We start from the raw sequence: 14,536 nt of genomic DNA on the forward strand, positions 1-14,536 counted from the left end.
AGGGCATTTTGCGGCGGCATACATTAGCAGGATTTGCCGGGTTAGCGGCTACTCACATGCTGCTCCAAGAGAATCCGATTCGAGAGAGAGACTAGCTCACCCTCGTCGGTCAGCACGGTGGTTTTAACCGTGCCGATCTCTTCGATCTGACCTTCGACCTCGCCAACTCGCACTTGTTGCCCAACCTGATACAACTCACGCACATAGATTCCCGCAAGAATCTGACCGGCAATTTCCCGGCTTCCCAAACCCATGGCCAGCGCAACCGCCAGACCAACGGTAATCAAGACGATCACGATTACGTGGTTGAGCAGGTCTGTCTTGACCTCCAACTGGCTGATCGCAACCGAAATACTGATGATGATCACCAGGCCCTGGGCTATCCGCCCCAGGCCCGCAGCGTAATCAAGCCCTACGCCTTCTGCCGCGCCACGCACCAGCCCATTGGCCAGTTGCGCCAGCAAGACCCCCACCAGCAGCACCAGCGCAGCGCCGAATACTTTCGGCAAATACAGCGCCAACATGTCCAGCGTAGCCGAAACTCGCTCAAGTCCAAGTGATTCTGCGGCAGAAACCAGAAAAATCAGCAGAACGAACCAATAGACGATCTTGCCGATCAACGTCGAGATCGGCACCTGAAGGCCGGCGCGGGACAGCAATTTGGTCAGCCCGGTACCACCCATCAGGCGATCGAGGCCCAGTTTGGCAAGCAATTTGGAGAGCAGCGTGTCCAGCAGTTTGGCCACGACAAAACCCAGCAGCAGCACAACCAGTGCGCCGAACAGGTTCGGAATGAAGTTCGCAACCTTGGTCCATAACGCAGTCATTGCAGTGACGAGGCTCTGAGTCCAGAGATCAAGTTCCATATTCAATCAGCCTTATCAGCAGTGCGAGCAGTAGGTTTACGAAGACGGGAAACCGGCGAGACATGGGCCGATCCGTTATTCAGGGCGATCATCAGCGCGGGCAGCCAACGGCCCAGCAGGCTGAACAGATCGCCGGCACCGACCTGGCGGTTGGCGGTTTTCAGCACGCGACCCAGGCAAGCATCGTCGTCACGGGTGGACGGCGAAGCTTTGAGCATGTCACGCAAAGACTGTTCAAACGGATCGTGCATACGCACCTCTCGTGATATCTGTGAAAGACGCGATCAAATTTGGTCGGGTCACATGTCCCATCATCAGACCCAGCGCAACCGTCGAAATAACCACCACTGCCCCAGCGCTACCGAGACCATCATCAGGCACGCGACCAGGAAGCCATAGGGGCTGGCGGAGAACGGAATGCCGCCCACGTTGATGCCCAAAAGACCGGTCAGAAAACTCATCGGCAAAAAGATCCCGGTGATGATCCCGAAGCGGTACATCGTGCGGTTCATGCGCACGCTCAAACGCCGGTCTTCAGCCTCCAGGACCAGCCCCACGCGCTCCCGGGTCAATTCCAGCTCCTCGAGATAACGGGTCAGGCTGTTGTTCAATTCGTTCCAGTAATCGCCATCGTCTTCGACGAACCATGGCAGTTTTATCCGCGTCAACTGACCGAAAATATCCCGCTGCGGTGCCAGAAAACGTTTCAGTGCGGCCGCCCTGCGACGGATCTGCAAAACAGCCCCATGCTCCGGTGTATACCGTTCGTCGGCATCCAGCTTTTCTTCTTCCTCATCGACGATTTCCGAGAGGCAGCTGACCAGATCCTGCACTTTGTTAGTGAGGTATTGCGCCATATAAAGAATGAGTTCGGAGGCGGTTTTCGGCCCTTTGCCTTCGGCCAGCTGCACCAGCAACTCATCAGTGGCGCGCAACGGCCGCAGACGCAGGGAGATCACCCGCTGGGCCGAACCGAAGATCCGCACCGAGACCATGTCTTCCGGCTCGGCACCAGGATTGAGGTTGATCCCGCGCAGAAACAGCAACAGCTCGGAGTCCGGCAGCGGCAAAAGGCGGGGCCGGGTGTTCTCTTCCAGCAACAAGTCGCAACTAAATTCACTCAGACCGCTGTATTTACGCAGCCAGGTCTGGGTTTGCGGGTGACTACGATCCCAGTGCAGCCATAGGCTTTCATGGGCCTGCAACTGCAAGTCATCGAGTTCAGTCCGGGCTATCGAACGCGCACCGCCTTTACCATCCAGCACCAGGGCATGCACCAGCCCCCACTGCGCGTTTTCTTCCTCGAACATCCTCACCCCTTTAATGAAACGCGCTTTATTCAGGCATCTGCAGCGGGCTAGGCGAAATGATCACACCGTTGTTGTCCGCATAAACATAGTGACCCGGGTGGAAGGTCACACCCGCGAAGGTCACAGCAACGTTGAGTTCGCCAACACCGCGCCGGTCGGTTTTCATCGGGTGACTGGCCAGGGCCTGAACCCCCAGATCGGTTTGCGCGATGACGTCGACGTCGCGGATGCAACCGTAGATCACCAGCCCTTCCCAACCGTTACTGGCGGCTTTCTCGGCCAGCAGGTCGCCCAAGAGCGCGCGGCGCAGCGAACCGCCACCGTCTACCACCAGCACTTTACCGTTACCCTTGAGCGCGACTTGCTCCTTGACCAGCGAATTATCTTCGAAACATTTGATGGTCACGATTTCGCCACCGAAAGAATCACGGCCACCGAAATTGCTGAACATCGGTTCCAGCACCTGCACCAGCTCCGGGTAGGCGTCGCACAGGTCAGGTGTGATGTAATGGTTCATCGAGAAACTCCTGTAAGAAGGAAGACAATCGAGTAGGCAGCATACGCGGGCCAGGGCTGAACGGTCGCAAACGCGCCGATCGAGTCAATCACCAAAAGTGACCAGAACCGCTTAATGCGTCATATCTTAGCCGCAAGCCGTTCCGAGCGAAATGCCCTTGTCAGAGCATCAGGCTCAAATTGCTGCGGCCAAATCCGGCTTTCCACCCAGCAACGGCGTCTGTTGATCCGCCAGCCAACGCGCCACCAATGGCCAGACTTCAGTCTGTGCAGCCTTGCTGACAAGCATTTCCACATGACCGAAATTATCGCCAAAGCCTTGCTCGTGGCCAAGGGTGATGAATTGCTTGTGCTCGGAGCCGACCTGATCGAACAGCTTGCGGCAGGCCCAAGTCGGGTCCTGATGATCGCCCGCAGCGCTCACGGCCAGCACTGGCAACTGAACCTCGGCCAAACCCGCCCACCAGTCCTTGTCGGCATCGCCAAAACGGCCGAACAGCCCGTACCAGCGCATGCTTTCCAGGGCCAGGCCAATCGGCTCGTCCTCCGGGCCGCGCTTGAGCCGTGAACCTGACAGTTGGGCAAACCGCTTGAGAATGAAGCGCCCGCTCCACTCCACCGGCGGAAACTTCAACGGCCAGTAGGTGCGACTGACCTGTGTGCCAAAAAACGCCGCAGACGCGACGACAGGCTCGCCGATGTATTCCCCACCCAGCGCCGCCGCCAGCGTAATGCCACCCAGCGAATGACCGATCCAGTGTGGGACCTGGCCGCTTTGCTCGCGCACGAACGCGCCAATGGCCGGCAAATCGTAACGTGCGTAGTCGGCGACGCGGTTCTTGCGATAGTCCTGATTGCGCTGAGACAGGCCATGACCGCGCATTTCCGGAATCCACACATCGAACCCCAGACGCGTCAGATAAGCCCCCAACCCCAGACCTTTGGGAGAGAACCAGAACCGTCGATTGGAAAAGCTGCCGTGCAACAGAATCACCGGCACGCCACGCACCGTCGGCTCATCCGCCAGGCCCAAGCGGGTCACAGCCAGTTCGACGGTGCCGTCGGGGCTGTTGCCGGGTTTCAAACGATAGACGTCTTCGCTCAGATCACCGCGCCGCTCGGCGCTGATCAGGGCGACAGGAAATAGGTTGCTGCTGCTTTGCATAATGCTCTTGCACAAAAAAGGGCGGCATCCAGAGGAACCCGCCCGTGAGTCCTATCTCGACAATGACTGTTCAATTTTGACGGCGTCTTTTGCTGGCATGCTGCGTTGCCGCTCCTCGCCATAGCAAGCTATGACTCGTCACGGCGCCTTGCCTGCCAGCAAAATCCACACGTCAAAATTGAACGCATTGCCGAGATAGGACACAGAATCTTAAAGCCCCGGCCACTTGACCGAGGCTTCATTCACAGATCAGGCCGGAGCTTGACCTTCAGCCAGGAAGAACCAGGTTTCCAACACGGAATCGGGGTTCAGCGAAACGCTTTCGATGCCCTGCTCCATCAGCCACTTGGCCAGATCCGGGTGGTCCGAAGGACCCTGACCGCAGATGCCGATGTACTTGCCGGCCTTGTTGCAGGCCTGAATAGCATTGGCCAGCAGCTTCTTGACCGCAGGATTTCGCTCGTCGAACAGGTGCGCGATGATCCCCGAGTCACGGTCCAGGCCCAGTGTCAGCTGAGTCAGGTCGTTGGAGCCGATGGAGAAGCCGTCGAAGAACTCGAGGAACTCTTCAGCCAGGATCGCGTTGGACGGCAGTTCGCACATCATGATCACGCGCAGACCGTTTTCGCCACGGGCCAGACCGTTTTCGGCCAGCAGATCGACCACCTGGCTCGCTTCGCCCAGGGTGCGAACGAACGGCACCATGATTTCGACGTTGGTCAGGCCCATCTCGTTGCGCACGCGCTTGAGGGCGCGGCACTCGAGCTCGAAGCAGTCACGGAACGATTCGCTGATGTAACGCGAAGCGCCACGGAAGCCCAGCATCGGGTTCTCTTCTTCCGGCTCGTAGAGTTTGCCGCCGATCAGGTTCGCGTATTCGTTGGACTTGAAGTCCGACAGACGCACGATGACCTTTTTCGGCCAGAACGCTGCCGCCAGGGTGCTGATGCCTTCGACCAGTTTCTCGACATAGAAGCCGACCGGGTCGTTGTAACCGGCGATGCGCTTGTCGACGCTGTCCTTGATTTCTTGCGGCAGGCCGTCGTAGTTCAACAGCGCTTTGGGATGCACGCCGATCATGCGGTTGATGATGAATTCCAGACGGGCCAGGCCCACACCGGCGTTCGGCAGTTGCGCGAAGTCGAAGGCGCGGTCCGGGTTGCCGACGTTCATCATGATCTTGAACGGCAGATCCGGCATGGCATCCACTGAGTTTTTCTTGATATCGAAGCCCAGTTCGCCTTCGAAAATGTAACCGGTGTCGCCTTCAGCGCAGGAAACGGTCACGCCCTGGCCGTCTTTCAACAGCTGGGTAGCGTTGCCGCAACCGACCACGGCCGGGATACCCAGCTCGCGAGCGATGATCGCCGCGTGGCAGGTACGGCCGCCACGGTTGGTGACGATGGCGCTGGCGCGCTTCATGACCGGTTCCCAGTCCGGGTCGGTCATGTCGGAAACCAGAACGTCGCCCGGCTGGACTTTGTCCATCTCGGACACGTCCTTGATGATCCGCACCTTGCCGGCGCCGATGCGCTGGCCGATGGCGCGACCTTCCACCAGCACGGTGCCGGTTTCTTTCAACAGGTAACGTTCCATGACATTGGCCGAAGTGCGGCTCTTCACGGTTTCAGGACGGGCCTGAACGATGTAGAGCTTGCCGTCGTCACCGTCTTTGGCCCATTCGATGTCCATCGGGCACTTGTAGTGCTTTTCGATGATCATCGCTTGCTTGGCCAGCTCGCTGACTTCGGCGTCGCTCAGGCAGAAACGTGCGCGATCAGCCTTGTCCACGTCGATGGTCTTGACCGATTTACCGGCCGTGGCCACTTCGCCGTAAATCATCTTGATCGCTTTGCTGCCCAGGTTGCGACGCAGGATGGCCGGACGACCGGCTTCCAGCGTGCCTTTGTGGACATAGAATTCATCCGGGTTCACCGCGCCTTGTACGACGGTTTCACCCAGGCCGTAAGCGCCGGTGATGAACACCACGTCACGGAAGCCCGATTCGGTATCGAGGGTGAACATCACGCCGGCGGTGCCGGTTTCGGAGCGGACCATGCGCTGCACGCCGGCCGACAGGGCAACCAGCTTGTGGTCGAAGCCCTGGTGGACGCGGTAGGAAATCGCACGGTCGTTGAACAGGGAAGCGAACACCTCTTTGGCGGCGCGAATAACGTTTTCGACACCACGGATGTTCAGGAAGGTTTCTTGCTGACCGGCGAAGGAAGCGTCCGGCAAGTCTTCGGCGGTAGCGGAAGAGCGCACGGCAACGGCCATGTCAGAATTGCCGGCCGACAGCGTGGCGAACGCGGTGCGGATCTCGGCGTTGAGCTTCTCGGGGAATTCGGCTTCCATGATCCATTGACGGATCTGGGCACCGGTTTTGGCCAGGGCGTTGACATCGTCGACATCCAGCGCATCGAGGGCGGCATGGATCTGATCGTTCAGACCGCTCAGTTCCAGGAAATCACGATATGCCTGAGCTGTCGTGGCGAAGCCACCGGGCACCGATACACCGGCACCTGCAAGGTTACTGATCATCTCGCCCAGGGATGCGTTCTTGCCCCCCACATGCTCTACATCATGGACGCCGAGCTTATCGAGGGAAACTACGTACTCTACCAAGGTGATCTCTCCACTAACTGTGTTGGAAAAGCTCAGAAGCCGGCGACTCGGGGGAGCATTTGCCGGCTGTATGGCCTGGACCTGGAAAATAAGTGAGAATGCAGGCCACTGGCGGCCGACAAATCGCGCCTACTATATCCAAGAATCGTCACTAGCTTAAGGCCCAAGGTGCAAATGAAACGATCTGCTTTCTTTATCTCCGATGGCACGGGCATTACGGCCGAAACCCTCGGTCAAAGCCTGTTGGCGCAGTTCGAAAACATTACCTTCAGCAAAATCACGCGGCCCTACATCGACAACGCGGATAAAGCGCGGGCCATGGTACAACAAATCAACAAAGCCGCCGAAAACGATGGTTTTCGTCCGATTATTTTCGACACCATTGTCAATCAGGACATTCGTGAGATTCTCGCAACGTCGAATGGTTTCATGATCGACATTTTTTCGACCTTCCTGGCCCCGCTGGAACAGGAGCTGACCGAGCATTCTTCCTACACCGTCGGCAAATCCCACTCCATCGGTGGCAACTCCAATTACATGGAGCGCATCGAGGCGGTGAACTTCGCCCTCGACAACGACGATGGCGCCCGCACGCACTATTACGACAAAGCCGACCTGATACTAGTAGGCGTGTCGCGCTGTGGTAAAACCCCGACGTGTTTGTACATGGCCATGCAATTCGGCATCCGCGCAGCCAATTACCCGTTGACCGAAGACGACATGGAGCGCCTGCAACTGCCAACCGCCCTGCGCGCCCATCATCACAAGCTGTTCGGCCTGACCATCGACCCGGACCGCCTCACCGCGATCCGCAACGAACGCAAGCCCAACAGCCGCTATTCGAGCTACGCGCAGTGCGAATTCGAAGTGCGCGAGGTGGAGAATCTGTTTCGTCGCGAGAACATTGCCCACATCAATTCCACGCATTTCTCCGTGGAAGAAATCTCAGCGAAGATTTTAGTAGAGAAAGGTGTGGAGCGACGGTTCAAGTAAATTTCCGGGGACAGTTACACGCCATCGCGAGCAGGCTCGCTCCCACATTTGAACGGTGTCGCACACAGATGATGTGTCCGCTGAAGATCCAATGTGGGAGCGAGCCTGCTCGCGATTGAACGATGACGCGGTGTAACTAGATCACAAACAAATCCACAAACCGGTTCACAGGCGTCGCTTCAAGCGCAGCCTGGTCCTTGCACAGCGCAATAATCTCGGCACTGCGCTGAGCCGTGAAGCGCGTCGCCAGGTTGGCCTTGAACTTCTCTTCCAGCAGCGGAATACCATCGGCGCGACGACGGCGATGGCCGATCGGGTACTCCACCACCACGTTCTCGGTGCTGGAGCCGTCCTTGAAGAACACCTGCACCGCATTGGCGATGGAGCGTTTATCCGGCTCCAGGTATTCGCGGGTAAAGCGCGAGTCTTCGACGATGATCATTTTGTCGCGCAGCACATCGATGATCGGATGCACGGCGTGGAAGTCGTCTTCGTATTGCTCGGCCACCAGATTACCGAATACCAGGGGTACGGCGGTCATGTACTGGATGCAGTGGTCGCGGTCCGCTGCGTTGGCCAGCGGACCGACCTTGGAAATGATGCGGATCGCCGATTCGTGGGTGGTGATGACGATCCTGTCGATTTCGTGCAGGCGATTCCTGACCAGTGGATGCAGGGTGACGGCGGCTTCACAGGCAGTTTGCGCGTGAAACTCGGCGGGAAAGCTGATCTTGAACAACACGTTTTCCATCACGTAGCTGCCAAATGGCCGGGAGAAGCTGAAGGCACGTTTGTCTTCAGGCTTGAGCGCCAAGTCATTGTTGGTGTGGCTGAACAACACGTCGTAGAAACCCCATTGTTTGGCGGTCAGCACCCCGGGAATGCCCATCTCCCCGCGCATCGCAATGTCCGCCAGGCGTACGCCACGACTGGACGCGTCCCCCGCTGCCCAGGATTTACGCGACCCGGCATTGGGCGCATGCCGGTAAGTGCGCAGGGCCTGGCCGTCGGCAAAGGCATGGGACAACGCCGACAGCAGTTGCTCGCGATTGGCGCCCATGAGCTTGGCGGTGACCGCGGTCGAGGCGACTTTCACCAGGATGACGTGGTCGATGCCGACGCGGTTGAAGGAGTTTTCCAGCGCAATCACGCCTTGAATCTCGTGAGCCATGATCATGGCTTCCAACACCACCCGAATGGTCAGCGGTGCGTCGCCATTGGCCAGGCTTTTTTGCGACAGGTGGTCGGCCACCGCGAGAATGGCGCCGAGGTTATCGGACGGATGCCCCCATTCGGCGGCGAGCCAGGTGTCGTTGTAATCGAGCCAGCGGACGATGCAACCGATATCCCACGCGGCTTTGACCGGGTCGAGACGATAACTGGTGCCCGGCACGCGGGCGCCGAAGGGAACGACCGTGCCTTCGACGATGGGTCCCAGGTGTTTGGTGCATTCGGGAAAACGCAGGGCTAGCAGACCGCAGCCGAGGGTGTCCATCAGGCAATTGCGGGCGGTGTCCAGCGCCTCGGTAGATTCGATTTTGAAGTTGAGGACGTAGTCGGCGATGTCCTGCAGGACCGTGTCGTAGTCGGGGCGGTTGTTCAGGTCGACGTTGGCGCTCATGTTCGATTCACTCGGTCAGTGGTTCGCTGATGGGACCTCGGTTCAGGATCAATCTTAGTTGGTGACGCCATTCTTGTTATTGAAATGCAATTGACTGTGGAAGCGGGCTTGCTCGCGAAGAGGGAGTGTCAGTCAAAATCAATATTGCCTGATACACCGCCTTCGCGAGCAAGCCCGCTCCCACATTGGTTCGGTGTCGGGTTAGAAAGAATCCCCCGGCACGCGGACATAACCTTCCATCAACACCCGCGCACTGCGGCTCATGATGGCTTTGTTGACGGTCCATTCACCGTTGACCTGGCTGGCCTCGGCGCCCACGCGCAAGGTGCCGGAGGGATGACCGAAGCGCACGGCGTTGCGTTCGATGCCACCTGCCGCCAGGTTCACCAACGTGCCGGAAATTGCTGCCGCCGTGCCGATGGCCACCGCTGCCGTACCCATCATCGCGTGGTGCAGTTTGCCCATGGACAGCGCACGCACCAGCAAGTCAATGTCGGTGGCCGCAATCGCCTTGCCGCTGGACGCAATGTAATCCGCCGGTTTGGCAACGAACGCCACCTTCGGTGTGTGCTGACGTTTGGCGGCCTCATCCAGATGCTCAATCAGCCCCATGCGCAGCGCGCCGTAAGCGCGGATGGTTTCGAACATCGCCAGGGCCTTCAGGTCGCCGTTGATCGCGCCCTGCAATTCGGTACCGGTGTAGCCGATGTCTTCGGCATTGATGAAAATGGTCGGAATGCCGGCGTTGATCAGGGTGGCCTTGAGCGTACCGACGCCCGGCACTTCGAGGTCATCCACGAGGTTGCCGGTGGGGAACATCGAACCACCGCCACCCTCTTCTTCCGCCGCCGGTTCCATGAATTCGAGCTGCACTTCGGCTGCCGGAAAGGTCACGCCGTCGAGTTCGAAATCGCCGGTTTCCTGGACCTCACCGTTGGTGATCGGCACATGGGCGATGATGGTCTTGCCGATGTTGGCCTGCCACACGCGCACCACCGCCACACCATTGTGTGGAATGCGGCTGGCATCCACCAGGCCATTGCTGATAGCGAACGAACCGACTGCCGCCGACAGGTTGCCGCAGTTGCCACTCCAGTCGACGAAAGGCTTGTCGATGGAGACCTGACCGAACAGGTAATCGACGTCGTGATCGGCCTTGATGCTTTTCGACAGGATCACGGTTTTGCTGGTGCTGGACGTCGCACCGCCCATGCCGTCGATTTGCTTGTCGTATGGGTCGGGACTGCCAATCACTCGAAGCAATAATGCATCGCGAGCCGGGCCGGGAATCTGTGCCGCTTCGGGCAGGTCTTTCAGGCTGAAGAACACGCCTTTGCTGGTGCCACCGCGCATATAGGTGGCGGGGATTTTGATCTGAGGTGCGTGAGCCATTGGTGCTCCTACTCCTTATCGTAAAAGAAGGCGGACACGGGCCTGAAATCCCGTGTCCGCACATCGTGTGTTAAACGGCGACCGCCGACTCTTCGAGGAAGTCCTGAGCGAAACGCTGCAACACGCCGCCGGCCTCGTAGATCGACACTTCTTCGGCGGTGTCGAGGCGGCAGATCACCGGCACCTCGACGCGTTCGCCATTCTTGCGATTGATCACCAGCGTCAGCGTCGCACGCGGGGTGCGATCGCCGATCACGTCGTAGGTTTCGCTGCCGTCGATGGCCAGGGTGTGACGGTCGGTGCCCGGTTTGAACTCCAGCGGCAACACGCCCATGCCCACCAGGTTGGTGCGGTGGATGCGCTCGAAACCTTCAGCGGCAATCGCTTCCACACCCGCCAGACGCACACCTTTGGCCGCCCAGTCGCGGGACGAACCCTGACCATAGTCGGCGCCGGCGATGATGATCAGCGGCTGCTTGCGTTCCATGTAGGTTTCGATGGCTTCCCACATGCGCATGACCTGGCCTTCCGGCTCGACTCGCGCCAGGGAACCCTGCTTGACCTTGCCGTTTTCCTGAACCATTTCATTGAACAGTTTCGGGTTGGCGAACGTCGCACGTTGCGCGGTCAAGTGGTCGCCGCGGTGCGTGGCGTAGGAGTTGAAGTCTTCTTCCGGCAGGCCCATTTTCGCCAGGTATTCACCGGCAGCGCTGTCGAGCATGATCGCGTTCGATGGCGACAGGTGATCGGTGGTGATGTTGTCCGGCAGTACCGCCAGCGGACGCATGCCCTTGAGCGGACGAGCGCCGGCCAGCGCGCCTTCCCAGTACGGCGGACGACGGATGTAGGTGCTCATTTCGCGCCAGTCATACAGCGGCGTGACCTTTGGACCGGTGTCTTCGTGGATGGCAAACATCGGAATGTACACTTGGCGGAACTGTTCCGGTTTCACCGAGGCCTTGACCACCGCGTCGATTTCTTCGTCGCTCGGCCAGATGTCTTTCAGGCGGATTTCCTTGCCATCGACCACGCCCAGCACATCTTTTTCGATGTCGAAACGAATGGTCCCGGCTATGGCGTAAGCCACCACCAATGGCGGCGAGGCCAGGAACGCGTTTTTGGCGTACGGGTGAATCCGCCCGTCGAAGTTGCGGTTACCGGACAGCACGGCGGTGGCATACAGATCGCGGTCGATGATTTCCTGCTGGATCACCGGGTCCAGCGCGCCGGACATGCCGTTGCACGTGGTGCAGGCGAAGGCCACGACGCCGAAGCCGAGTTGTTCCAGCTCTTTAGTCAGCCCGGCTTCATCCAGATACAGCGCCACGGTTTTTGAGCCCGGCGCCAGCGAGGATTTGACCCACGGCTTGCGGCTCAGCCCGAGCTTGTTGGCGTTGCGCGCCAGCAGGCCTGCGGCAATCACGTTGCGTGGGTTGCTGGTGTTGGTGCAACTGGTGATGGCGGCGATGATCACCGCGCCGTCCGGCATCTGGCCGGGCACGTCGTCCCACTGGCCGGAGATACCTTGCGCCGCGAGATCGGACGTGGCGACACGGGCGTGCGGGTTGCTCGGGCCGGCCATGTTGCGCACCACCGTGGACAGGTCGAAGCTCAACCCCCGCTCGTACTGCGCGCCTTTCAGGCTGTCGGCCCAGAGACCGGTCTGCTTGGCGTAATTCTCCACAAGCTGCACTTGCTCGTCTTCACGGCCGGTGAGTTTCAGGTAGTCGATGGTCTGCTGGTCGATGTAGAACATTGCCGCCGTGGCGCCGTATTCCGGGGCCATGTTGGAAATGGTCGCACGGTCGCCCAAGGTCAGCGCCGAAGCCCCTTCACCGAAAAACTCCAACCACGCGCCGACGACTTTTTGTTTGCGCAGGTACTCGGTCAGCGCCAGCACCATGTCGGTGGCGGTGATGCCCGGTTGCAGCTTGCCGGTGAGTTCAACACCGACGCTTTCCGGCAAACGCATCCACGATGCGCGACCAAGCATCACGCTCTCCGCTTCCAGACCACCAACACCAATGGCGATCACGCCCAGCGCATCGACGTGTGGGGTGTGACTGTCGGTGCCGACGCAAGTATCGGGGAAGGCCACGCCGTCGCGGACCTGAATCACCGGCGACATTTTCTCCAGGTTGATCTGGTGCATGATCCCGTTGCCCGGCGGGATCACGTCGACGTTCTTGAAGGCTTTTTTGGTCCAGTTGATGAAGTGGAAACGGTCTTCGTTGCGACGGTCTTCAATGGCGCGGTTCTTTTCAAACGCTTCCGGGTCGAAGCCACCGCGTTCAACGGCCAGGGAGTGATCGACGATCAACTGAGTCGGCACCACCGGGTTCACTTGCGCAGGGTCACCACCTTGCAGGGCGATGGCGTCGCGCAGGCCGGCGAGGTCGACCAGGGCGGTCTGGCCAAGAATGTCGTGGCACACCACGCGGGCCGGGAACCACGGGAAATCGAGATCGCGTTTGCGCTCGATGAATTGTTTGAGCGATTCGGTGAGCGTGGCCGGGTCGCAGCGACGCACAAGGTTTTCCGCCAGCACGCGGGAGGTGTACGGCAGGGTGTCGTAGGCGCCAGGCTGAATGGCATCGACCGCCGCGCGGACGTCGAAATAATCCAGATGGCTGCCGGGCAGCGGTTTGCGGAATTCAGTGTTCATCGTCAGGACTCGGTCACGGTGGTTTCAAAGGGTAGGCGTCTGGCGCAGCTCCCGAAGTGAACACGGTCAAATGTGGGAGCGGGCTTGCTCGCGAAAGCGGTATGTCAGTCGACATCAATGTTGGATGTCAGTCCGTCTTCGCGAGCAAGCCCGCTCCCACACTGGTTCCCGGTTCATTCAGCAACCAGCGCGGTAGCCCTCCCGGTCAGCGTTGTTCGATTGGCACGAACTTGCGCTGTTCGACGCCGACGTATTCGGCGCTCGGGCGGATGATGCGGTTGTTGGCACGTTGTTCGAACACATGCGCCGCCCAGCCAGTCAGGCGTGAGCAGACGAAGATCGGCGTGAACAACTTGGTTGGAATGCCCATGAAGTGGTACGTCGAGGCATGGTAGAAGTCGGCGTTCGGGAACAGTTTCTTCTGTTCCCACATGGTCTTGTCGATGGCTTCGGACACCGGGAACAGCACCGTGTCGCCCACTTCGTCAGCGAGTTTTTTCGACCAGGCCTTGATCACCTCGTTGCGCGGATCGTTGTCCTTATAGATCGCGTGGCCGAAGCCCATGATCTTGTCCTTGCGCTCGAGCATGCCGAGGGTGCCTTTGATCGCCTCTTGCGGCGATGAAAAACGCTCGATCATTTCCATCGCCGCTTCATTGGCGCCGCCGTGCAGCGGGCCGCGCAGGGAACCGATGGCCGCCGTGATGCAGGAATACAGATCCGACAGGGTCGAGGCGCACACCCGGGCGGTAAAGGTCGAGGCGTTGAACTCGTGTTCCGCGTAGAGGATCAGCGAAACGTTCATCACCTTGACGTGCAACTCGCTCGGCTTCTTGTCGTGCAACAGGTGCAGGAAATGGCCGCCGATGCAGGCTTCGTCGGTCACGCAATTGATGCGCTTGCCGTCGTGGCTGAAGCGATACCAGTAGCACATGATCGCCGGGAACGCGGCCAGCAGGCGGTCGGTTTTGTCGTGCTGTTCGGAGAAGTCTTTCTCCGGCTCGATGTTGCCCAGAAACGAACAACCGGTGCGCATCACGTCCATCGGATGGGCGTCAGCGGGGATGCGTTCCAGTACTTCTTTCAGTGCTTGCGGCAGGTCGCGCAGCTTGCTCAGTTTGGTCACGTAAGCGGCGAGTTGCGCTTTGGTCGGCAGCTCGCCGTACAGCAGCAGGTAAGCCACTTCTTCAAATTGTGCGTCAGCCGCCAGTTCGCGAACGTCATAGCCGCGATAGGTCAGGCCTGCGCCCGACTGGCCCACGGTGGACAGTGCGGTTTGCCCGGCAACCTGGCCACGGAGCCCGGCGCCACTGAGTACTTTTGCTTCGGCCATTGCTGTCTCCAGTTTTCTTGAATTTGTTAGGGAATCGGCAAATTGTGTTT

The 14,536-nt window shown here is 59.3% G+C and carries 11 protein-coding genes; 1 reads left to right on the forward strand and 10 read right to left on the reverse strand.

Annotation, left to right across the window (positions count from 1 at the left end; all coding sequences use genetic code 11):
- Nucleotides 1-41 precede the first annotated feature (41 nt).
- From BK662_RS26630 to ppsA, 6 genes are all read right to left on the reverse strand, one after another.
- Nucleotides 42-866: a mechanosensitive ion channel family protein gene (locus BK662_RS26630; RefSeq protein ID WP_007902078.1), complete on the reverse strand. Its 825-nt coding sequence runs from the start codon at nucleotides 864-866 to the stop codon at nucleotides 42-44.
- Between the two features lie 2 nt (nucleotides 867-868).
- Complete coding sequence (locus tag BK662_RS26635; protein WP_123360047.1) at nucleotides 869-1,117, reverse strand: CrfX protein; 249 nt, start codon at nucleotides 1,115-1,117, stop codon at nucleotides 869-871.
- Nucleotides 1,118-1,180: 63 nt separating this feature from the next.
- The gene (gene cmaX / locus BK662_RS26640) at nucleotides 1,181-2,176 is read right to left on the reverse strand and encodes a divalent cation transporter CmaX (RefSeq protein WP_123360048.1); all 996 of its coding nucleotides are present in this window, start codon (nucleotides 2,174-2,176) and stop codon (nucleotides 1,181-1,183) included.
- A gap of 25 nt (nucleotides 2,177-2,201) precedes the next feature.
- Nucleotides 2,202-2,693, reverse strand: coding sequence for a ribonuclease E activity regulator RraA (gene rraA / locus BK662_RS26645; RefSeq protein ID WP_123360049.1), 492 nt, complete (start codon nucleotides 2,691-2,693; stop codon nucleotides 2,202-2,204).
- Nucleotides 2,694-2,867: 174 nt separating this feature from the next.
- On the reverse strand, nucleotides 2,868-3,857 hold the full coding sequence (locus BK662_RS26650; protein WP_123360050.1) for an alpha/beta fold hydrolase: 990 nt from the start codon (nucleotides 3,855-3,857) through the stop codon (nucleotides 2,868-2,870).
- 249 nt (nucleotides 3,858-4,106) lie between these two features.
- Complete coding sequence (ppsA, locus tag BK662_RS26655; protein ID WP_123360051.1) at nucleotides 4,107-6,482, reverse strand: phosphoenolpyruvate synthase; 2,376 nt, start codon at nucleotides 6,480-6,482, stop codon at nucleotides 4,107-4,109.
- A gap of 174 nt (nucleotides 6,483-6,656) precedes the next feature.
- On the opposite strand from ppsA, the gene ppsR reads away from it, so the two are divergent.
- Nucleotides 6,657-7,475, forward strand: a complete 819-nt coding sequence (gene ppsR / locus BK662_RS26660) for a posphoenolpyruvate synthetase regulatory kinase/phosphorylase PpsR (protein WP_007902088.1) — start codon at nucleotides 6,657-6,659, stop codon at nucleotides 7,473-7,475.
- 136 nt (nucleotides 7,476-7,611) lie between these two features.
- On the opposite strand, the gene prpD is transcribed toward ppsR, so the two are convergent.
- From prpD to prpC, 4 genes are all read right to left on the reverse strand, one after another.
- Nucleotides 7,612-9,096, reverse strand: coding sequence for a 2-methylcitrate dehydratase (gene prpD / locus BK662_RS26665; RefSeq protein ID WP_123360052.1), 1,485 nt, complete (start codon nucleotides 9,094-9,096; stop codon nucleotides 7,612-7,614).
- Nucleotides 9,097-9,297: 201 nt separating this feature from the next.
- Nucleotides 9,298-10,488 (reverse strand): 2-methylaconitate cis-trans isomerase PrpF, encoded by a 1,191-nt coding sequence (gene prpF / locus BK662_RS26675; RefSeq protein WP_123360053.1) that lies wholly within the window; start codon nucleotides 10,486-10,488, stop codon nucleotides 9,298-9,300.
- A gap of 70 nt (nucleotides 10,489-10,558) precedes the next feature.
- On the reverse strand, nucleotides 10,559-13,153 hold the full coding sequence (gene acnD / locus BK662_RS26680) for a Fe/S-dependent 2-methylisocitrate dehydratase AcnD (protein WP_123360054.1): 2,595 nt from the start codon (nucleotides 13,151-13,153) through the stop codon (nucleotides 10,559-10,561).
- 205 nt (nucleotides 13,154-13,358) lie between these two features.
- A complete protein-coding gene (gene prpC, locus BK662_RS26690) occupies nucleotides 13,359-14,486 on the reverse strand; it encodes a bifunctional 2-methylcitrate synthase/citrate synthase (protein WP_123360055.1) in 1,128 nt (375 codons plus the stop codon).
- Nucleotides 14,487-14,536 lie beyond the last annotated feature (50 nt).

It is taken from the genome of Pseudomonas frederiksbergensis, from assembly GCF_003732275.1.
Taxonomy (GTDB): domain Bacteria; phylum Pseudomonadota; class Gammaproteobacteria; order Pseudomonadales; family Pseudomonadaceae; genus Aquipseudomonas; species Aquipseudomonas frederiksbergensis_H.